At 66.6% G+C, this 20,643-nt stretch carries 18 protein-coding genes; 10 read left to right on the forward strand and 8 right to left on the reverse strand.

Annotated elements, in window-relative coordinates:
- Nucleotides 1-9 precede the first annotated feature (9 nt).
- Both nusA and rimP read right to left on the reverse strand, forming a co-directional pair.
- The gene (gene nusA / locus GSH16_RS04695; RefSeq protein ID WP_160852387.1) at nt 10-1,650 is read right to left on the reverse strand and encodes a transcription termination factor NusA; all 1,641 of its coding nucleotides are present in this window, start codon (nt 1,648-1,650) and stop codon (nt 10-12) included.
- Complete coding sequence (gene rimP, locus GSH16_RS04700) at nt 1,647-2,222, reverse strand: ribosome maturation factor RimP (protein WP_160852389.1); 576 nt, start codon at nt 2,220-2,222, stop codon at nt 1,647-1,649. The genes nusA and rimP overlap by 4 nt, the downstream gene beginning before the upstream one ends.
- 313 nt (nt 2,223-2,535) lie before the next feature.
- Here rimP and GSH16_RS04705 point away from each other — a divergent pair, with 313 nt between their 5' ends.
- On the forward strand, nt 2,536-2,697 hold the full coding sequence (locus GSH16_RS04705; RefSeq protein WP_160852391.1) for a hypothetical protein: 162 nt from the start codon (nt 2,536-2,538) through the stop codon (nt 2,695-2,697).
- Nucleotides 2,698-2,788: 91 nt separating this feature from the next.
- Here the strand turns inward: GSH16_RS04705 and GSH16_RS04710 are convergent, their stop codons facing one another.
- The 3 genes from GSH16_RS04710 to GSH16_RS04720 form a co-directional block, all read right to left on the reverse strand.
- Nucleotides 2,789-3,229, reverse strand: coding sequence for a DUF1801 domain-containing protein (locus tag GSH16_RS04710; RefSeq protein ID WP_160852393.1), 441 nt, complete (start codon nt 3,227-3,229; stop codon nt 2,789-2,791).
- Between the two features lie 7 nt (nt 3,230-3,236).
- Nucleotides 3,237-3,791, reverse strand: a complete 555-nt coding sequence (locus tag GSH16_RS04715; RefSeq protein ID WP_160852395.1) for an ActR/PrrA/RegA family redox response regulator transcription factor — start codon at nt 3,789-3,791, stop codon at nt 3,237-3,239.
- Between the two features lie 76 nt (nt 3,792-3,867).
- Nucleotides 3,868-4,488: an SCO family protein gene (locus GSH16_RS04720; protein WP_160852397.1), complete on the reverse strand. Its 621-nt coding sequence runs from the start codon at nt 4,486-4,488 to the stop codon at nt 3,868-3,870.
- 128 nt (nt 4,489-4,616) lie between these two features.
- Between GSH16_RS04720 and regB the strand changes: the two genes are divergently transcribed.
- The 8 genes from regB (at nt 4,617) to trxA (ending at nt 16,429) form a co-directional block, all read left to right on the forward strand.
- Nucleotides 4,617-6,062, forward strand: a complete 1,446-nt coding sequence (gene regB, locus GSH16_RS04725; RefSeq protein ID WP_160852399.1) for a sensor histidine kinase RegB — start codon at nt 4,617-4,619, stop codon at nt 6,060-6,062.
- Nucleotides 6,063-6,108: 46 nt separating this feature from the next.
- Nucleotides 6,109-7,362 carry a PAS-domain containing protein gene (locus GSH16_RS04730; protein WP_160852401.1) on the forward strand — a complete coding sequence of 418 codons (1,254 nt, stop codon included), beginning with the start codon at nt 6,109-6,111 and terminating at the stop codon, nt 7,360-7,362.
- 41 nt (nt 7,363-7,403) lie between these two features.
- The gene (tsaE, locus tag GSH16_RS04735) at nt 7,404-7,886 is read left to right on the forward strand and encodes a tRNA (adenosine(37)-N6)-threonylcarbamoyltransferase complex ATPase subunit type 1 TsaE (protein ID WP_160852403.1); all 483 of its coding nucleotides are present in this window, start codon (nt 7,404-7,406) and stop codon (nt 7,884-7,886) included.
- On the forward strand, nt 7,886-8,953 hold the full coding sequence (locus GSH16_RS04740; RefSeq protein WP_160852405.1) for an aminoglycoside phosphotransferase family protein: 1,068 nt from the start codon (nt 7,886-7,888) through the stop codon (nt 8,951-8,953). Before tsaE ends, GSH16_RS04740 begins: the two co-directional genes overlap by 1 nt.
- Entirely contained in the window at nt 8,950-9,648 is a 699-nt protein-coding gene (locus tag GSH16_RS04745; protein ID WP_160852407.1) for a nucleotidyltransferase family protein, read from the forward strand. Before GSH16_RS04740 ends, GSH16_RS04745 begins: the two co-directional genes overlap by 4 nt.
- On the forward strand, nt 9,645-12,638 hold the full coding sequence (gene addB, locus GSH16_RS04750; RefSeq protein WP_160852409.1) for a double-strand break repair protein AddB: 2,994 nt from the start codon (nt 9,645-9,647) through the stop codon (nt 12,636-12,638). Before GSH16_RS04745 ends, addB begins: the two co-directional genes overlap by 4 nt.
- On the forward strand, nt 12,635-16,045 hold the full coding sequence (gene addA / locus GSH16_RS04755) for a double-strand break repair helicase AddA (RefSeq protein WP_160852411.1): 3,411 nt from the start codon (nt 12,635-12,637) through the stop codon (nt 16,043-16,045). Before addB ends, addA begins: the two co-directional genes overlap by 4 nt.
- 63 nt (nt 16,046-16,108) lie before the next feature.
- A complete protein-coding gene (gene trxA, locus GSH16_RS04760) occupies nt 16,109-16,429 on the forward strand; it encodes a thioredoxin (RefSeq protein ID WP_160852413.1) in 321 nt (106 codons plus the stop codon).
- Between the two features lie 58 nt (nt 16,430-16,487).
- On the opposite strand, the gene GSH16_RS04765 is transcribed toward trxA, so the two are convergent.
- From GSH16_RS04765 to GSH16_RS04775, 3 genes are all read right to left on the reverse strand, one after another.
- Nucleotides 16,488-17,771: a bifunctional folylpolyglutamate synthase/dihydrofolate synthase gene (locus GSH16_RS04765; RefSeq protein ID WP_160852415.1), complete on the reverse strand. Its 1,284-nt coding sequence runs from the start codon at nt 17,769-17,771 to the stop codon at nt 16,488-16,490.
- Nucleotides 17,768-18,739, reverse strand: a complete 972-nt coding sequence (gene accD, locus GSH16_RS04770) for an acetyl-CoA carboxylase, carboxyltransferase subunit beta (protein ID WP_160852417.1) — start codon at nt 18,737-18,739, stop codon at nt 17,768-17,770. The genes GSH16_RS04765 and accD overlap by 4 nt, the downstream gene beginning before the upstream one ends.
- A gap of 73 nt (nt 18,740-18,812) precedes the next feature.
- Nucleotides 18,813-19,730 carry a CPBP family intramembrane glutamic endopeptidase gene (locus GSH16_RS04775; RefSeq protein ID WP_160852419.1) on the reverse strand — a complete coding sequence of 306 codons (918 nt, stop codon included), beginning with the start codon at nt 19,728-19,730 and terminating at the stop codon, nt 18,813-18,815.
- Between the two features lie 126 nt (nt 19,731-19,856).
- Here GSH16_RS04775 and GSH16_RS04780 point away from each other — a divergent pair, with 126 nt between their 5' ends.
- Entirely contained in the window at nt 19,857-20,600 is a 744-nt protein-coding gene (locus GSH16_RS04780; protein WP_160852421.1) for a LuxR family transcriptional regulator, read from the forward strand.
- Nucleotides 20,601-20,643 lie beyond the last annotated feature (43 nt).

The following is a 20,643-nucleotide window of genomic DNA, read 5'->3' on the forward strand; positions in this document are numbered from 1 at the left end:
TCGCGATGCTCAGGCGTCCTCACCCTCGGCGGCGTCACCTTCGCCTTCGGCCTCGGACTGGTCGCCTTCGGCCTGTGCGGCTTCCTCGGCCGCCAGTTCCTCGGGATCGACCCAGCCGAGCGCCACGCGGGCGCGCATGATCAGTTCCTGCGCCTCTTCGAGCGACACGTCGAAGGATTCCAGCACACCGTCATCCTTGACCCGCTTGCCGTCGACGGTCGTGTAACCGCCGGCCAGTTCCCAGTCGGCGCAGGTGGCGAAATCCTCAAGCGTCTTGATCCCGTCCTCGGCCAGCGCCTTGAACATCTGCGGCGTCAGCCCCTCGAAAGAGAAAAGGCTGTCTTCGACGCCCATTTCGCGGGCGGCTTCGAGTGCCTTGGCGTTGATCTCGTCGAGGCTTTCACGGGCGCGGGCCTGCAGTTCCTCTGCGGTGGCCTCGTCGAACCCGTCAATGGAGAGCAGTTCGTCAAGCTCTACATAGGCAACCTCTTCGAGAGTTGCAAAGCCTTCGGAGACGAGAAGCTGTGCGACCATCTCGTCGACATTCATCGTTTCCATGAACAGCTGGCTGCGTTCGGCGAACTCGGCCTGACGGCGTTCGCTTTCCTCGGCCTCGGTCATGATGTCGATGTCGAAGCCGGTCAGCTGGCTGGCCAGACGCACATTCTGGCCGCGGCGGCCGATGGCGAGGCTCAGCTGGTCGTCGGGCACGACAACCTCGATCCGCTCCGCATCCTCGTCGATGACAACCTTGGCCACTTCGGCGGGCTGCAATGCGTTCACAAGGAAGGTCGCGGCATCCTCGTTCCACGGGATGATGTCGATCTTCTCGCCCTGAAGCTCGTTCACGACGGCCTGAACGCGGCTGCCGCGCATGCCGACGCAGGCGCCGACCGGGTCGATGGAACTGTCATAGGAGACAACGCCAATCTTCGCGCGCGAGCCCGGGTCACGGGCCACGGCCTTGATCTCGATGATGCCGTCATAGATTTCGGGCACTTCCATCTTGAACAGTTCGGCCATGAATTCCGGCGCCGTGCGGCTCAGGAAAATCTGCGGGCCACGCACTTCGGAACGCACGTCGCGGACATAGGCGCGCACGCGGTCGCCGATGCGGAACGCCTCGCGGCCGATCTTCTGGTCGCGGCGCAGAACCGCCTCGCCGCGGCCGATATCGACCATGACGTTGCCATATTCCTCGCGCTTGACGGTGCCGTTGATGATGGTGCCGACGCGATCCTTGAATTCTTCATACTGGCGCTCGCGCTCGGCCTCGCGGACCTTCTGCATGATGACCTGCTTGGCCGACTGGGCCGCGATCCGGCCGAAATCCATCGGCGGCAGCGGGTCGATCACCTGGTCACCGACCTTCGGATCGTCAAGATAGGCGCCGGCTTCCTCGACGGTCATCTCGGTGAAGTGGTTCTCCACTTCCTCGACCACGTCGCGCACGCGGGTCATCGCCAGTTCGCCGGTCTTGCGGTCGATCTTTGCGCGGATGTCATATTCGGCGCCATAGCGCGACCGTGCGGCCTTGCCGAGGCTCTCTTCCATCGCCTCGATCACCAGTGCCGGGTCGATCAGCTTTTCGCGGGCCACGGCATCTGCGATCTGCAGCAGCTCCAGCCGGTTTGCCGACGTTACACTCATGATGCGTCCTCTTCGCTGTCGTCAGTTTCTATTTCGTCGAATGCGTTTTCGTCGATGATGCCGGCATCCTTGCGGGCCTTCAGCATCTCGGCGATCAGGTCATCTGTCAGGACCAGCTTGGCATCGGCCAGCCAGTCGAATTTCAGTCCGATCGTGCCCTCGGGGATCTCGATCAGAACCTCGTCATCCTCGACCCCGCGCAGAACGCCCTTGAAGCGCTTGCGCCCGTCAATCAGTTCCTCGGTCTCGATCTTCGCCTCATAGTCGGCGAAAGCCTCGAAATCCTTCAGCCGGGTGAGCGGCCGGTCGATGCCGGGCGACGACACTTCAAGCGCATACTCGGCCTCGATCGGGTCCTCGACATCGAGCACCGCCGACAGGGCTTGCGAGATTTTCGCGCAATCATCGACCTCGATCCCGCCGTCGGGCTTGTCGGCCATGACCTGCAGAACGGGCTTCTTGCCGCCCATGTAGCGCAGGCGCACAAGCTCATAGCCCAGGCCCTCGATCGTCGGGGTGACGAGCGCGGCGAGCTTCTTGTCGACGGCAGCTTTGGCGATCAGATCGGACATGGATCCTCTAAAAACAAAAAAACGGGCCCGCGGCCCGTGACATGTTCCGGTGGGGGTGGGGTTGGAAGCCACCCGCCGCTGTTGGCAAGGCATATACGCCCGAATCCCGCGGAAGACAAGGGGATCACGCGCGGGCGCTGGCCTCGCCCCCCTTCCACGGAACCGCGCCGCAGGCAGACAAAAAGCGACCCGATCCAGAAATGGTCACAATTTCATCCCATTGCGCGCCAATTCCGGAGCGAAAAGGAAGCTGTAAACGGTGGCGACGGGGGCCGACACCAGTGAGTAACAAGATTTGAAAAGGCTTTGCGTCATGTCGCATATCGTCAAAACCCTGATCGCCGAACCGACCAACATGCTGTCCGGCATCCTCTTTGCCCGCCGCAACCAGACCGCGCTGGACAAGTTCAGCTATCGCCTGGCCCAGACCAAGCGCCTGATGGAACTGAAAGACGCGGCCGCCGAGCGCGCCTGATCCGCGATCCGTTTCCGAACGATCCAGAGAATTTCGGGGCCCGACCGGACGGGCCTTGCATGCCCCGCACCGCATCGGGGGTCGACTGCATTCAGTCCGCGGTGAGGGTCATGCCGGTGGGGTAGGTCGCGCGCATGTCCTCGACAGAGCGCGCGACCAGCTCATTCAGCACATCCCGGTCTATCCCTGACAGACGCCCCAGATAAAGGCATGATGCCCCCGTCTTGTGCGGGCCGAGCCTGTCCAGCAGCGCGCCATAGCGCGAGAATCCCGGCATGATATAGACGACCAGATTGGTCTTGCGCGGCGCGAGCCCCGTGACCGGCCAGATCGCCCGCATGCCGTTCTTCTGTTCATAGAGATAGCGGTCGAAGCCGATCAGGCTGTCGCCCCAGAGGACGGGCGGCATGCCGGTGACCGCTTCCATGTCTGCCGTTAGTGCTTCGGCATCCGCGCGCCGCGCCGCATGGGCGACGCCGGCCAGATAGTCCGGCACGGACCGGTCGGTGGGGCGGGTCTTGAGACCGGCCACCGAACCGTCAGCGCGGGCTGCGTTTGGCGAGGATGCGCTGCAGGGTCCGCCGGTGCATGTTCAGCCGCCGTGCGGTTTCCGAGACATTGCGGTCGCACAGTTCGAATACGCGCTGGATATGCTCCCAGCGGACGCGGTCGGCCGACATCGGATTTTCCGGTGGCGGCGGCTTGTCTTCCTCGCCCGCCAGAAGCGCGTTTGTAATGTCGTTGGCGTCGGCCGGTTTCGACAGATAGTCGGTCGCGCCGAATTTCACGGCCGCAACGGCCGTGGCGATCGCGCCATATCCGGTCAGCACGACGATGCGGCTGTCAGGGCGTTTCTCGCGCAGCTTTTCCACCACGTCGAGCCCGTTGCCATCCTCGAGCCGCAGGTCGAGCACGGCATAGGCCGGAGCGCCACCTTCCACGATCGCGGTGCCTTCGGCCACACTGAGCGCGGTCTTCACGTCGAAGCCGCGCTTTTCCATTGCGCGCGCCAGCCGCCGCAGGAACGGCTCGTCATCATCCATCAACAGGAGTGTCGGGTCCGGACCGATGTCCAGGGCTGCAGGGTCTGCCATGCCTCACCTCAAATCTTCTTCCGTCATCAATAGGCGGCGGGCGGGTTCAGGTCAAACCTGTGCGTGATCGCAATCCTCAGAGGCGTTCGACGTAGCAGGCCACATTCTCGGCCATTGCGTCCGCCTCTTCCTGCCCGGCCGTCCGGTAATACGCAAGAAGACCCTCTTCCGGATCCATCAGATAGGTGAAGGTGGAATGATCCATCAGGTAATCCTCGCCCTCACCGTTTTTCGCGTAATAGGTCTTGTAGGCTTTCGAGGCGGCTGCGATCTGGTCGTCCGTGCCGGTCAGACCCACCAGATCCTCATGCAGGTAGCCCACATATTCGGCCAGCGCCTCGACCGTGTCGCGTGCCGGGTCGATCGTGATGAAAACCGGCTTCACCTCCATTCCGCGTTCGGCCAGCCGGTCGACCACGTCAAGATTGCGGGTCGTGTCGAGCGGGCAGACATCGGGGCAGTAGGTATAGCCGAAATAGACCAGCGTCGGCCCGGTGATGACATCCGCTTCCGTCACCTCGCGGCCGGTATGGTCGGTGAGTGTGAAGGGTCCTCCGATCGCTGCACCGCCGGCGATGGCCGCCGTGCGGCAGTCGGCAAACCGGTCGGCGTCGCGCGGCCAGAGGACAACCGCCGCCGTCGCGGCGAGGCCCACCACAAGTGCGGTTCCGGCAAGCAGGGCTGCTGTGCGTGTCATCGGGGCCTCCGTCAGGCTGCGTGTCATTCGGGCCCGCTCTCCAACATGCGCGGGCCGAGGTCAAGCTGCGCCGGCGTCGCAGGCTGAAACCATTTTGTGAAGGCGGACCGCTCGGATAGACAGGGCGGATGGCCGAACCGACGATCATACCGAGCTTCAATGCCGCCCGTGGGGAATGGGTTCGATTGCGGACCCTGATCCTGTTGCGCTGGCTCGCCGTGGCGGGCCAGCTGGCCGCTGTTTATGTGGCCAGCCAGATCGTGGGCATCAGGCTCGATCTCGACCTTTGCCTGATCGCGGTGCTGGCATCCGTGACCTTCAACATCATCGCGACGCTGCTGCTGCCGCGCACCAAACGGTTGCGCGAGCGCGATGCGATGCTGTCGATGATGTTCGACCTCGTGCAACTGGCGGCGCTGCTCTACCTGACGGGCGGGCTTTCCAATCCGTTCGCGATGCTGGTGCTGGCGCCGGTGGCCATCTCCGCGACCGCGCTTTCGGCCCGTCCGACGGTTGCGGTCAGCCTGCTGGCGATCCTGCTCATCTCGGCGCTGGCGGTCTACAACCGCCCGCTTGTCGATGCGTCGGGTGCGGTTCTGGAACTGCCGGGCCTTTTCATCAACGGCATCTGGGTGGCGCTCGTCATCTCGGTGATTTTCGTGGCGTCCTATGCCCGCAAGATCACGACAGAGATTTTCTCCATGTCGCAGGCGCTGACCGCGACGCAGATGGCGCTGGGCCGCGAGCAACGGCTGACGGCGCTGGGCGGCGTTGTCGCGGCTGCCGCGCATGAACTCGGCACGCCGCTTGCGACGATCAAGCTGGTCAGCGCGGAACTGGCCGAGGAACTGGCCGACAGGCCGGACCTGCGCGAGGATGCGGAGCTGATCCGCAGCCAGGCCGACCGGTGCCGCGACATCCTGCGCGACATGGGCCGGTCGGGGAAGGATGATTCGCACCTGCACCATGCGCCCGTACTGGCGGTGATCGAGGAAGCCGCCGAGCCCCATATCGACCGCGGGAAAGAGATCGTCACCCGTGTCGCGGGGACCGTGCCGGGCCCCGAGGACGGGCGCGACCAACCGGAGATCGCGCGCCGGCCCGAACTGATCCACGGGCTGCGCAACCTCGTCCAGAATGCCGTCGATTTCAGTGCCTCGACCGTCTGGATCGACGTGGACTGGACCGACACGCAGTTGCGGATCACCGTCGGCGATGACGGGCCGGGCTATCCGCTCGATCAGATCGACCAGATCGGGGAGCCGTTTCTGCGCAGGGTGCGGCGCGGCCGGGTGTCCGAGCGCCGACCGGGCTATGAGGGCATGGGCATGGGCCTGTTCATTGCCAAGACGCTTCTGGAGCGGACCGGCGCGCAACTGACCTTTGCCAACGGGGCGGAGAGCCCGCGCATGGCGGCCGAGATGCAGACCGGTCCGGTGGACCTCGCGCGGCCACCCGGTGCCGTGGTGGAAGTGCTCTGGCCGCTTGACCAGATCGTGGCCGGTCGGGAGCGCACGCGCGCAGCCCTTGGCGACAACCCGCCCAACGAGAGTTCATCTTTCGTTAACACTTGAGACCGACCGTGGGAGCCGTGGGGGCGACGTGCATTCGGGGCAGCAAATGTCGCACGCGCTTGTATCAAGTTGGCCGCCTGTTCTGGCCACCCTGAACGATGCCCAGATCGGACTGCTTGTGCTTGCCATCACCATTGTGGTGGTGGTCGCCGCTCTGTTGCTTTTCAACGGCGGGGAGCGGCCGCTGCGGACCGCCGACGGGATGATCGACGTCTCGGTGCTGGTGCAGGAGATCGAGAATTATCCCGAACCGATCTGGCAGGTCTCTTCGGGGGGTAGTGTCGGCTGGGGCAACCGGGCCTGGCGGACCCTTCCGGTCGTGGACCAGAACCGGCTCGACGCGGCGGGCCGCGTGCCCGATTCTGCGGAAGAGACACGTCGCCGGGTGGAGATGGATGGTCCGACAGGTGCGCGCGTCTATCAGGTGCGCAACCATGTCCGCCGCGACGGGATCACGCTCAACCGCGCGGTCGATATCAGCGCGCGGGTGCGGGCGGAGCGCAATCTCGACGAGATGATGACCACGCTCACCGAAACCTTCGCGCATCTCGATACAGGTCTGGCCATTTTTGACGCGAGCCGGCGGCTCAGCCTCTTCAATCCGGCACTGGCCGAGATGTTCCGCCACGATCCGGTTTGGCTTGCGGAGCGCCCGACGCTGGAGGACTGGATCGACAATCTGCGGCAGAACCGGCTGATCCCGGAGCCGCGCGATTTCCTTGGCTGGCGCGACCAGTTGCTGGCGCTCGAGTCGCAGGCCGAACGGGGCCGCTACAATGAGGACTGGTCCCTGCCGGACGGGCGCATCCTGCGCGTCTCGGGCCAGCCCCATCCGCAGGATGCGGTGGCCTTTCATTTCGAGAATATTTCCGAACGGATCGACGCGGAGCGCCATCATAACAGCGAGGTCGGCCGGCTGCGGGCGATCCTGACGCATTTGCGCCAGCCGTTTCTCGTCTTCGACCAGACCGGCGGGTTGGTCGAATCCGGTGGTGAACTGGACCTGCTGGCACAGCTGCTCGGCACCGATCCCGTTCTGCCGACCGCCACGGCGACGGACCTGCTCACCGTCTTGCAGGAAGCCACGGGCGAGCGGCTCGACAAGCAGGCCGAGACGCGGCTTCTCGGCGGCCGGTCGGGTCATCCGGTCAATGTGCGGCTCATGGCGGGCCAGCGCTGTTTCGAATTGCGGATGCAGGATCTGCCTGACGGGGCGTTGCTCTGCCAGTTTGCGCCGCGCCGCCGGGATACCGGATCGGTGCGTGTCGCGGCCCTGCACAATGTTGCAACGTCACGGTGAAACGGTCACAAAGGGCGGAGTAACCCTGACCGGACCGGACTGTGCCGCAGACCACCCTGACCGATGCCGACGACACTGCCGCGCGCGCCGTGCGGCTCGCACCGCTATTGGGTGCGGGTGATACGATCTGCCTGACCGGACCGGTCGGTGCCGGCAAGACCCATTTCGCGCGCGCGCTCATCCAGGCGCGGCTGGACGCCGAGGATCGCTGGGAAGATGTGCCTTCGCCAAGCTACACGCTGGTTCAGGTCTATGATCTGGCGGAGACAGAGATCTGGCATGTCGATCTCTACCGGCTGACCGACCCTGACGAGACAATCGAACTGGGCCTCGATCAGGCATTCGATACGGCGATCTGCCTGATCGAATGGCCAGACCGGTTGGGCGGTCTCTTGCCCGCGCGTCGGCTGGATCTGCGGTTCGATATCGATGCGCAAGTTGGGCGCCGTGGGCTGGATATCACGGCGACCGGACCGGGGTGGGACGCCGCGGTCACTGCCCTGACTGCCGGAGGGGCCCGTTGATGGACCGCATGGCCGCGCAATCCCGCTTCCTGTCGAAGGCCGGTTGGTCGGGGACGACCGTCGATCCGATGACCGGTGATGCGTCCACCCGCCGATATGCGCGCCTGTCGGACGGGCACCGCCGCGCGATCCTGATGGATTGTCCGCCGCAAGACGGTATTGCGGCCGACTTGCGGCCCTTTCTTGCGGTCGGCCAATGGCTGGGGCAAACCGGCTGGAGCGTGCCCGCGCCGCTTGTCGTCGATCCGGACAACGGGTTTCTGCTACTGGAGGATCTGGGCGATGCGCTTGTCGCGCGGGTGGCCGTGGATCCCGCGATCGAGGCGGCCAGCTACAGCCGCGCCATCGACCTTCTGGCCGCGCTGCAGGACCGGCCATGCCCCGTTGACCTGCCCCTGCCGGACCTGCCGGGGCTGGACGCGGCACCTGCCTACAGGTTGCCGCCCTATGATATGGCAACCTACCGGCGGGAATGGCGGCTCGTCTTCGACTGGTATCTCGATCCGGAGGACGGGGGTTCCACCGGCGACAGGGACGCGCTCGATGCCGCCCTGTCGGACCTTGTGGCTGAACGCGCGGCAAGGCCGCCGGTGCTCATCTACCGCGACTATCATGCGGAGAACCTGATCTGGTTGCCGGACCGGTCCGAACTCGCCGCCGTTGGGCTGCTCGACTATCAGGACGCGCTGGCCGGCCACCCGGCCTATGATCTCGTCTCGCTGCTCGAAGATGCGCGGCGCGACCTGTCACCGGGCCTGCGCGACCGGATGATCCGCCGATATCTCGACCGGAGCGGCCGGTCAGAGGCGGACGTGCTGGCCGACATGGCCGTGCTGGGGCTGCAGCGGAACCTCAAGATTCTCGGTCTGTTCGCGCGACTGTCGACCCGCGACGGCAAGGCGGGCTACCTGTCGAAAATGCCGCGTGTCTGGACCCATATCGAAACCGACCTTGCCCATCCCGTGCTGCGCGACCTCGCGCCGCGGGTCCGGGCGTTGATCCCGCCGCCCGATGCAAAACGGCAGGACCGGATCCGCGCGCGGCGCCGCGTGGCGGAGGCCGGATGACGCCGCCGGTGATGATCTTCTGCGCGGGGTTCGGCACCCGCATGGGCGCCCTGACGGCCGACCGGCCGAAGCCGCTTGTCGAGGTTGCCGGCCGACCGCTTCTGGACCATGCGCTCGATCTGGTGACGGAAGCGGGTCTGACGCGGGCCGTTCTGAACCTGCATTACAAGGGGCAGATGATCCGCAACCATCTGGCTGGCAGGGCCGCACCGACGCTCGGATTTTCTGACGAGAGCGGCGAAATTCTGGAAACCGGCGGCGGCTTGCAGCGGGCGCTGCCGCTTCTGGAAGCTGATCCGGTGATGACGCTGAACCCCGACACGGTCTGGACCGGTCCGAACCCGTTGCCGCGGCTGATCGCGGCGATGGAGGCCGATCCGGCAGCCGAAGCCGTGCTCATGGTCGTGCCGCGCGCTCGCGCCGCAGGCCATGTCGCGCCGGGGGATTTCTTTGTCGATGACGGCCTGCCACGACGGCGCGGCGATGCGCCGACTGCCCCCTTTATCTATGGCGGCACGCAGATTCTGCGGACCGGGCGGCTCGCCGCGATGCCGCCGGGCGCCTTCTCGCTCAACCGGCTCTGGGATTCGATGATCGCGGACGGCACCTTGCGGGCTATCACCCATGAGGGCGGCTGGGTCGATGTCGGACGGCCCGAGGGCATAGCGCTTGCCGAAGCGGAGCTGGCCCGATGACCCGCCTGTTCCCCGATCAGGAGGGACCGCGCCTCTTCGGCCTGCCGCTTGGTTGCGATCCGACGCAGGCGCTTTATGACGGGCTCCGGTCAAGACTCGAAGGCCAGCCGCCCGAAGCCGCGGCGCGGGTGCGCATCTATCTCAACACGCGGCGAGCGGCCCGCGCGCTCGAAGCCGCATTCGTCGCAGGTGGCGCGGCGCTCTTGCCGCAGGTCCGGGTTCTGGAAGATCTCGAGGCGGATGTGCCGTTGCTTGTCGACCTGCCGTCGCCACCCGATCCGCTGCACCGGATGCTCGACATGTCGCAATTGGTGGCGCGGCTTCTGGATCTGGAACCCGATCTGGCGCCGCAATCCGCGCGGTTCGATCTGGCCGAGAGCATCGCGCTCTTTCAGGACGAACTGGGCGGAGAGGCCGTGCCGCTGTCACGGCTCGAGACCCTTGATGTCGGCCACCAGTCGGGTCACTGGCAGCGCAGCCTGACGTTTCTGAAAATCCTTGCCGGTTCGGACGATGGCGACGAGGCCGGAACCGATCCGTCGGGGCAGAACCGCCAGCGCCGGCTGGTCGAGGCGCTGGGCCGGATCTGGGCGGAAGAGCCGCCGGACACACCGATCCTCATTGCCGGATCAACAGGGTCGCGCGGCGCAACGGCGCGGTTCATGGAAATCGTCGCAAACCTGCCGCAGGGCGCGGTGATCCTGCCCGGCGTGGACATGCAACAGGGCCCCGATCAGTGGCAGGCCATCGATGGCGAGCAGGACCATCCGCAATTCGGATTTGCCCGCCTCGGCCGGCGGCTCGGCGTGGATATGGCCGCGCTACCCGCCTTTGGGCCTGTCGCTTCTCCTGTGCCTGACCGGGCGGCGCTGCTGTCGCTGTCGCTCCGGCCTGCGCCGGTGACCGAACAGTGGATGCGCGACGGGCCGGCCCATGCGGACGCGCTGGATGCGAGCCTGTCGGGCGTCACGCTGGTCGAGGCCGATACCGCAAGGCTCGAAGCCGGTGCGATTGCCTGCCGGATGCGGGCCGCCGCAGAGGACGGGCGCTCCGCGGCGCTCATCACGCCCGACCGTGTTCTTGCACGCCGAGTGGCCGCCATGCTCGACCGCTGGCAGATCGTGCCCGACGATTCCGCCGGGCGGCCCCTGTCTCTGACCCCGCCGGGCCTTCTGTTGCGCGAACTGGCCGCGCTGGCGGGCCGGCGGCTGACGCCGAACGCGCTCCTGCCGATCCTCGGCAGTCCGCTGGTCGGCGGCCTGCGCGACGCGCGGCGGCGGCATCTCGTCCTGTCGCGGCGGCTGGACTTGAGTTTCCTGCGCGGCGGACCGCCTTTCATCGACGGCGCGGCGCTCCGCGCCTGGGCGGAAAGTCCGAAGGCCCGGATGGAGGAAGCGCCCGCCTGGGCGGCGCATCTGGCGGCCAGCCTCGATCCGCTTGCCGGTGATGCGCAGCTCAATGTGGGCGGACATGCTGCCCGCCTGCGGGTCGCGGCAGAAGCACTGTCCCGCGGCGCGGAACCCGGTCCGGATGCGGTTGTCAGCCTCTGGGACAAGGCGGCCGGCGCGCGCGCCGCGGAGGTCCTGCGCAAACTCGAGGAGGCAGGCGACCGCGGGGCACCTATGTCGGCCGGCGACTTCGATGTGCTTCTGAACCGGCTGCTGTCGGCGCAGGACGTGCGCGACGAAGCGTTCGAGACCCATCCGCTCCTGTCGATCTGGGGCACGCTGGAGGCCCGCGTGGGAACCGCGGAGGTGATGATCCTCGGCGGATTGAACGAAGGCGTCTGGCCTGGCAGCACGAGTGTCGATCCGTGGATGAACCGCGACATGCGGCGGCAGCTGGACCTGCCGCTGCCCGAACGCCGTATCGGGCTCGCGGCCCATGATTTCCAGCAGGCCGCCAATGCGCCGGAGGTGGTCCTGACGCGATCGGTCCGCGAGGCCGAGGCGCCGAGTGTGGCCGCGCGCTGGCTCGTGCGGCTCGGCAATCTTGTCGACGGGATCGACCGGATCGCCGTCGCGGATGGGCGTGCGGGCGCCTGGTCCCATATGGATGATTTGCGCGCGCGTGGCCGGGTCTGGACCGATCTTGCGGCCGCTGTCGACAGGCCGCTGGCCGAGGTGCCCGCCGCACCGCGCCCGGCCCCCTGTCCCCCCCGCGCGGCGCGGCCCGACAAGCTGTCGGCCACCCGCATTCAGGCGCTGATCCGTGACCCCTATTCGATCTATGCGCGCTACGTGCTGAACCTGCGGGCGGTGGCGCCGCCGGGCAAGGAGCCGGATGCACTGGAACGCGGCACGACCCTGCATGAGGTGCTGGAGAAATGCGTCGCGGCGTTTGAGAACGAGCCGCCCGAGGTCGAGGTGGACCGGTTCCGCCGGATCGCGGCAGAGACACTGGAAGAGATCGTGCCCTGGCCCGCGGTGCGCCGCATCTGGAAATCGCGGCTCGACCGGATCGCGCCATGGTTCGTGGCGACCGAGGCCGAGCGGCGCGCGGACGGCAAGGTCCTGATACAGGAGGTCTGGGGGCGCTGGGCGGTCTCGGGCCTGTCGGCGCCCTTCACGCTGGAAGCACGGGTCGACCGGATCGACCTTCTGGCGGACGGGTCGCTCGCGATCTTCGACTACAAGACCGGAACGCCGCCCTCGGACGCGCAGGTGCGCCAGTTCGACAAGCAGCTCTATCTCGAAGCGCTGATCGCCCAGGCCGGCGGGTTTGACACGCTGGCGGCGACGCCGGTCGGGCGGCTCGAATATATCGGGCTCGGCGGGACGGGGTCGCTCCGCCGTCTCGACGCATCGCCAGACGAGATCGAAACCCATCGGGCGGACCTTGTGCGGCTTCTGACGGCCTATCAGGACCCGGCACAGCCCTATCCGGCGCGGACGCGTCCGCACAAGATCACCTATGACAGCGATTATGATCAGCTGTCGCGGCGCGGTGAATGGGATGATGGCGACGATCCGGTGGAGGTGCCGCTGTGACCCGCTCCGCACCCGATGCCGCGCGGCTGGCCCAGCATGTGGCCGCGACACCCGGTCGGTCGAGTTGGGTGTCGGCCAATGCCGGATCGGGAAAGACCCGCGTTCTGACCGAACGGGTGGCGCGGCTTTTGCTGAACGGCACCGATCCGCGCAAGGTGCTTTGCCTGACCTATACACGTGCGGCCGCGGGCGAGATGCAGAACCGGCTCTACAGGCAGCTTGGCACTTGGTCGATGATGTCCGAGGACGATCTGCGCGCGGAACTTGTGGAACTGGGCGAGGACCCAAGGGCGCTCGACAGGGATGCGCTCGACGCGGCGCGGCGGCTCTTTGCGCAGGCGCTGGAGACGCCGGGCGGGTTGAAAATCCAGACGATCCACGCTTTCTGCGATGCCATCCTGCGGCGCTTCCCACTCGAAGCCGGCTTGCCGCCGCAATTCCAGCTCATCGATCCGCGCCGCAAGGTGCAGATCAGCGACGAGATACTGGAGGCGATGGCCGACGATCCGGCCCGCCGCGCGATTTTCGACGGCATGGCGCGGCACCTGTCGGGCGACGACCCGCACGCGCTCATCGCCGCGATCCTGCCCCATGCCGCTGCCTTCCGTGACCTGCCAGACCCGGCCACGGTCCGCCGCGCTTTCGGGCTGGCCGATGGCGTGACCGAAGACAACCTGCTCCGCGGTGTTTTTGACGGCAGCGAACGGGCGCTGCTCGCGCGGTGGCAGACGCGCCTGCTCGGCTCCTCCACGAATGATGCCAAGGCGGGTGCGAAACTGGCCGACGCGCTGGGCGCCGGTTCGGATATGGGGCTATTGCAGGGGCTGGAGGGGATCCTGCTGACCGGAGGGTCCGCCAAAGTGCCCTTCGGCTCCAAGGCCGGCAAATTTCCCACCAAAGGGCTGCGCGATGCCCATCCGGACGATACGACGGCGCTCGATGCGCTGGCGGACCGGGTGGAGCGCGCGCGCGCCGACCGGCTGGCCCTGTCCGCAGTGGAGCGCACGCTCTGCCTGCATGCGTTCGGCGGGGCGTTCGTGGCGGAATATGACGCGGTGAAGGCGCGGCAGGGTCTGCTCGACTATGACGACCTGATCGCCCGCGCCGCGGCGCTGCTGACCCGGTCCGACATGGCCGAATGGGTGCTCTATCGGCTCGATGGCGGGATTGATCATATCCTTGTCGACGAGGCGCAGGATACGAGCCCGGATCAATGGCAGGTGGTGCAGGCGGTGACCGCCGATTTCTTCGCCGGCGCCGGTGCACGTGACATTGCCCGCACGATTTTCGTCGTCGGCGACGAGAAACAGTCGATCTATTCCTTCCAGGGGGCCGATCCGGTCGAATTCGGGGCGCAGCGGGAGCGGTTCCGCGCAGCGCTCGACGATATCGGGGAAACGCTGCAACTGACCGATCTGCTCTACAGTTTCCGCTCTGCGCCGGTGGTGCTGGACCTGGTGGACCGGGTGTTTGAAGGGCAGGATATCGCTGTCCAGCAGGCCGAGATCGAGCATCGCGCGTTCCATGACAGCCGGCCCGGGCGGGTCGAGTTGTGGCCTTTCGTCCCGAAACCCGATGCCGAGGAGGAGGCGCCGTGGTTCGAGCCGGTGGATCAGCGTCCGCGCAATGCGCCCGAGCGTGTCGTGGCGCGCGCGGTTGCGGACCGGATTGCAGCCATGCTGGCGGAGGATACGGCCCTGCCCGGTGCGGGCCGTCCGGTCCATGCCGGCGACATCGTCATTCTTGTGCAGAAACGGCGGGCGCTCTTCCATGACCTGATCCGCGAGTTGAAGGCCCGTGGCATTCCCGTTGCGGGGGCTGACCGGATGCGCATCACCGACGAACTGGCGGTGCGCGATATCCTCTCGCTCCTGCGGTTCGCGGCCCTGCCGGAGGACGATCTGGCGCTGGCCGAGGCGTTGCGTTCGCCGCTTCTGGGGCTGGACGAGCGGGATCTGTTTGAATTGGCACATGGGCGCGGCAAGCGCACGCTCTGGCGCGCTGTGCAGGATGCGAAGGACCGCTATCCGGCCGCGCATGCGCTTTTGCGCGACCTGCGCGACCGGGTTGATTTCGAGCGGCCCTATGACCTGATCGACCGGCTCCTGCAGCATCATGACGGGCGGCGGCGGATCTTGGCCCGCATGGGGCAGGTCGCGGCTGACGGGCTCGACGAACTGCTCAACCAGGCGCTGGCCTACGAGCAGGTCGAGCCGCCCTCGCTGACGGGATTCCTTGCCTGGATCACCTCCGACGATATCGAGGTGAAGCGGCTGTCGGACGGCGCCCAGCGCGAGGTGCGGGTGATGACGGTGCATGGCGCGAAAGGGCTGGAATCGAAGATCGTCTTCCTGCCGGACACCGCCCAGCGGCGGGCCTCGTCCAAACCGGCCGTCGGGCGACTCGCAGCGGATATGCCGGTCTGGACGATGGCCGATGCGCAAAGTCCGCAGCCGCTGCGGGACATGGAGGTCGAGCGCCGCGACCGCGAGCGGCGGGAATCGCTGCGGCTTCTCTATGTGGCTCTGACGCGGGCGGAGAACTGGCTCATCGTCTGCGGTGGCGGGATGCAGAGCGCCAGCGCCGAACCGGGCTGGTACCAGCTGGTCGAGGCCGCCATGACGGCGCTGGGCGCGGTGGAGGCCGATCCGGTGCCGGGCATCGACGGGCCGGTGCGCTTGCTGGAGACACATGCCGCCGGGGACGCGCCTGCCGCGCAGGACACACCGCCCCTCGGCGGGGATGAACATCCTGTGATTCTGCCGCGCTGGATCGACGCGCCTGCTCCGCCTGTTGCGGGCCGGCCGGCCCCGCGCGCGCCGTCGGATCTGGGGGGCGCGCATGTGATTGCCGCGGGCGGTGCCCTGCCCGATCCGGAGTTGCGCGCCGCCGCGCTTGATCACGGCACGTGGGTGCACCTGCTTCTGGAGACCCTGCCGCACGACCCGCAGGCGCGGACCACCCATGCAACGGCGGCACGGCGTCTGCTTGCCCGCGCTGGTGTGCCGGAGGACCGGCAGCAACAGGTCATGGACGAGGCGCTGGCCGTTCTGGCCGATCCGGCGCTCGGCGCGGTTTTCGGCCCCGACAGCCTGCCGGAAGTCGCCGTGACCGCACCGCTCGATACATTGGGCGGCACCCCGATCCTGGGGCGGATCGACCGGCTTCTGGTGGCGTCCGACCGCGTCATGGCGGTCGATTTCAAGACCAACCGGGACGTGCCGGACAGTGCGGCGGAGGTACCGGACGCGCTGTTGCGACAGATGGGCGCCTATGCCGAGGCTCTCGGCCTGATCTATCCCGATCGCAGGGTGGAGACGGCCATCCTCTGGACTCGGACCGCCACGCTGATGCCGTTGCCGCACGCAGATGTGATCTGCGCCCTGCGCAAGGCTGCCACTCCTTGACCCTTTCAGTCGGGATACCTAGATTCGGCTCAACGCAATACGGGCAATGCAGGAGGCACTCCCATGGCAACGGTCAAGGTGACCGACGACAGTTTCGAGGCGGAAGTCGTCAAATCGGATATCCCCGTCGTGGTGGATTTCTGGGCGGAGTGGTGTGGCCCCTGCCGCCAGATCGGTCCGGCTCTGGAAGAGCTGTCCGACGAATATGCAGGCCAGATCAAGGTCGTGAAGGTCAATGTCGATGAAAATCCGGTCTCGCCGAGCCAGCTTGGCGTCCGCGGCATTCCGGCGCTGTTCCTCTACAAGGACGGTCAGGTCTTTTCCAACAAGACCGGCGCTGCCCCGAAGGCCGCGCTGAACGACTGGATCAAGAGCGCGCTCTGATCCCGGTCAGACCGGTGGATTTGGGAAACGGGAGCTTCGGCTCCCGTTTTTCGTTTGGCTAGCCGTTTTCGCGCAGGATTCGACCGGCAAGATAGAGCGATCCGCAGATCAGGATGCGGGCGCCCGGCGCCGTGTCCGCAATCTGGCCCACCGCATCCGCGACGGATGGCGCGCAAACAGCCTCCATGCCAACGGCGCGGGCAGCATCGGCTGTTTCCCGCGCCGACAGGGTCGCCGCCTCGCCCGGGATCGACACAGCGTGCAAACGGTCGGTCAGCGGGGCCAGCGGCGCGAGGTAGCCGGTGACATCCTTGGTGTTGAGCATTCCGCAGATCAGGTGCAGCGGGCGCGGTTCCAGCCGCGACAGGGTTTCCGCCAGCGCGATGCCGGCGGCCGGATTGTGCCCGCCGTCGAGCCAGAGATCGGCACCGCCCGCCGTGGCGGCGTCGACAAGCGGCCCCTTGCGCAACCGCTGCATCCGCGCCGGCCATTCGGCCTTTCGGATGGCGGCCTCGGCGACGTGCTCGTCGGTCAGCCCCAGCGCGCGCAAAGCGGCGATGGCAAGGCCGGCATTGCCGACCTGATGTGCGCCGGGCAGGACCGGCAATGGCAGGTCGAGGAGCCCGTCCATGTCCTGATAGACCATGCGTCCGCGTTCTTCCCATGTCTGGAAATCCTGCCCCGCGAGCGTCACCGGCGCACCCACCGCTGCGGCGCGGCGCAGGATCGCGTCCTCCGCCTCCGCCGCTTGCGGGCCGATGAGCGTAGGCACGCCCGCCTTCAGGATGCCCGCCTTCTCGCCCGCGATCTCGGTCAGGGTGTCGCCCAGATATTGCTGGTGGTCGAGCGACACGGGTGTGATCAGCGTCAGACGCGGCGCGTCCACGACATTTGTCGCATCAAGCCGCCCGCCGAGCCCCACTTCCAGCAGCGTCGCGTCGGCGTCCACGCGGGAGAATGCCAGCAGCGCGGCGCAGGTCGTGATCTCGAAATAGGTGATCGGCGCGTCCCCATTGGCCGCAAGGCATTCGTCGAGCACGGCCTGCAAGTCCGGCTCGGATATGAGCGTGCCGGCGAGCCGGATCCGCTCGTGGAATCGCGCCAGATGCGGTGATGTATAGGCATGCACCCGCAATCCCGCGGCTTCGAGCCCGGCGCGGATCATGGCCTGGGTCGAGCCCTTGCCGTTCGTGCCCGCGATATGGATGACCGGCGGCAGGTTCCGCTCGGGATGGCCGAGCGCCGCCAGCAGCCGGTGCATCCGGTCGAGCGTCAGGTCGATGATTTTGGGGTGCAACGCCATCATCCGTTCGAGGATGGCGTCGCTGGTGGTGCTGCTCACGATGCGGGCTTCGCGTCCGTATCCTTGGGCGCGGCGGCTTTCGGCGCCGCCTCGGCCTTCGGTTCGGCCGGCACGGCGGCCGCCACTTCGGGGCTCGGCAGGTTCGCGACCACCGCCGGCGGCTGGTTCATCAGCATCCGCGCGATGGTGATCAGCTCGCGCCGCAGTTCCTGCCGGTGGGTCACCCGATCAAGCATCCCGTGGTCGAGCAGATATTCGGCCCGCTGGAACCCTTCGGGCAGCTTTTCACGGATCGTCTGTTCGATGACGCGCGGTCCCGCGAAACAGATGAGCGCGTTCGGCTCCGCGATCTGCACATCGCCCAGCATCGCATAGGAGGCCGTGACGCCGCCCGTGGTCGGATGGGTCAGGACTACAATATAGGGCAGGCCGGCTTCCTTCAGCATCTCGACCGCGACCGTGGTGCGCGGCATCTGCATCAGCGACAGGATACCTTCCTGCATCCGCGCGCCGCCGGCGGCCGAGAAGAGGATGAGCGGGCATTTCTTCTTCACCGCCCGTTCGGCGGCGGCGATGATCGCATTGCCAACATACATGCCCATGGACCCGCCCATGAAGCTAAAATCCTGTCCGGCCGCGACGATCTGCAGATCCCCGATCTTGCCCTCGGCGACCAGCATCGCCTCGGCCTCGTTGGTCTTGCGCCGCGCTTCCTTCAGCCGGTCGGGATATTTTTTCTGATCCTTGAACTGAAGCGGGTCGGCGATCGGCTGCGGCACGTCGATCTCGACGAAAACGCCGCCGTCGAACAGTGCCTCGAACCGCTCGCGCGGGGAAATGTGCAGGTGGTGGTCGCAGGAAGGGCAGACGTTCAGCGCCTCGGACAGTTCGCGGTGGAACAGCATCTGCCCGCATTCGGGACATTTGGTCCACAGATTGTCCGGGATCTCGCGCCGCGAGAACAGCGAATTGATCTTCGGGCGAACATAGTTCGAAATCCAGTTCATGTCCGGCAGTCTCTTCTTTCCTGTGACGGGCCGTAGATAGTCGTTGAGAGGCGCAAAAGCAATCGCTGCCGCGTCAGGTCCGGCGGCGGGCCATGACCATCAGGTAAATCCCGTAGGCGACCAGAATAGTCGCCAGATTGATCAGGAGTCCGGTGCGCACAGCCGCCGTGTCGCTCATGTCCACATCGGCCAGAAAGAGCGCCATGCCGGAGATTTGCGACGGCATCCCGACGATCAGCACCGCCGAGAGATTGTTGGCCAGATGCAGGCCCATGGCGAGCGACAGGGAGCCGGTCCGGGCCGTCACATCGCCAAGGATCAGCCCCAGAACCGATGCTGCGAGCACGACCAGCGGCGCATTGGCCCCGAAAGTGCCGGGGTTCCAGTGCAGCAGCCCGAAGAGGAGCGACGGTAAGACCCACCAGAGCCAGGGTGAGCGGAACCGCGCGCCCAGCTGCTGCATGAAATAACCACGGAAAAGCAGTTCCTCGGTGCCGGTCTGCAGCATCAGGAGCAGCAGACCCAAGGGCGCCCAGAGAAGCCACCGCCCGAACGCCATCTGCTGGTTCGGCGGATCGGCGAGCGAGGCAAGCCCCGTGGTCAGCAACCCGAAGACGGCCACGAAGAACACACCCTTGAGATATAGCCCCCAATTCACCCGCCGCGACGGCGCGATCAGCGTCAGCAGGCTGCGCCGGAAGAGCACCCGCATCACCAGCATCAGCGACAGGGTCAGCGCGAGGAAGGAAGCCAGAAAGGCCGCCGTCACGCCCGGCCCGTCCGCGTCCGTCATCATCCGCGCCACCAGATCGTCGGTGCCCAGCAGCCGCGAGCCGAGCCGCGCCATCATCACGAGCCCTGCCGCCATCGCGATCCAGCCGATGACGATCAGCACCAGCCCGAGCAGCGTGCGCCACAGTTCGGCACGGGGTCGGGCGGGGTCGACATAGGCGTCGAAGGCAGGGGATTGGCCGGGAAAGATCGAGGACAAGGGGCGGTGCCTTTCGGAACGGAAAAAGCGTCATCGCAAGGAGTTGCACTTCCGGCGGGTCAAATCAACTCGAAGCGGGCGAGCCTTTGCCCTATACAGGGTCCGGAGCCGATGAGGGGATCGCCGGTGACTTTGCCGAACAGAACTGCGCTGGAAGACTATGTCGCCGCGGTGGAGAGCGCTGAGGCACCTTCCGAATTGTGGTCCCTGACCATTGCCTATTTCGCGTCCCAGCGGATCGACATGGTCAGCTACCACCACCTGCCGCCCGTCGGCGCGGACGATCAGGGGCAGGTTCTGGTCGTGGCCGAGGGGTTCCCGCCCGAATGGGTCGGGATCTACACCCAGCGGCGGCTCTATCAGGTCGATCCGATCCCGGCATTCGCCAAGACCGCGACCCGGCCCGCCCGCTGGAGCGAGATCCTGGCCGAGATGCAGCTCGGTCCCGAGGAGCGCGAATATCTGGCGGAGGCTCGGGCCTATATCCATTGCGACGGGCTGGCGGTGCAGGTTTTCGGACCGGCGGGGCGCAACGGCTATTTCGGGCTCGGCTTCGGTGCAGACCCGACCGAGCATCCGCCCGAACAGGTGCGCGAGATGCAATGGGTCTGCCAGCTTGGCCACCTGCGCTACTGCGAGATGCTGAACGAGATCCGGCCCAATGTGGTGGAATTGTCACGGCGCGAGAATGAAGTGCTCGAATGGGTCGCGCGCGGCAAGAGCAACATGGACATTGCCACGATCCTGGGCGTATCGGTCCACACGGTCGACGCCTATTTGCGGCGCGTGTTCCTCAAGCTCGGCACGTCCGACAGGGTGACGGCGGCCATTCGCGGGCTCGGCTCCGGCCTGATCCACGGCGAAGTCTGAACCGGCCCGAATTCCCGACATCCGACATCCATGGTTCTGTCAC

The sequence above is a fragment of the Oceanomicrobium pacificus genome, from assembly GCF_009833495.1.
Taxonomy (GTDB): Bacteria; Pseudomonadota; Alphaproteobacteria; order Rhodobacterales; family Rhodobacteraceae; genus Oceanomicrobium; species Oceanomicrobium pacificus.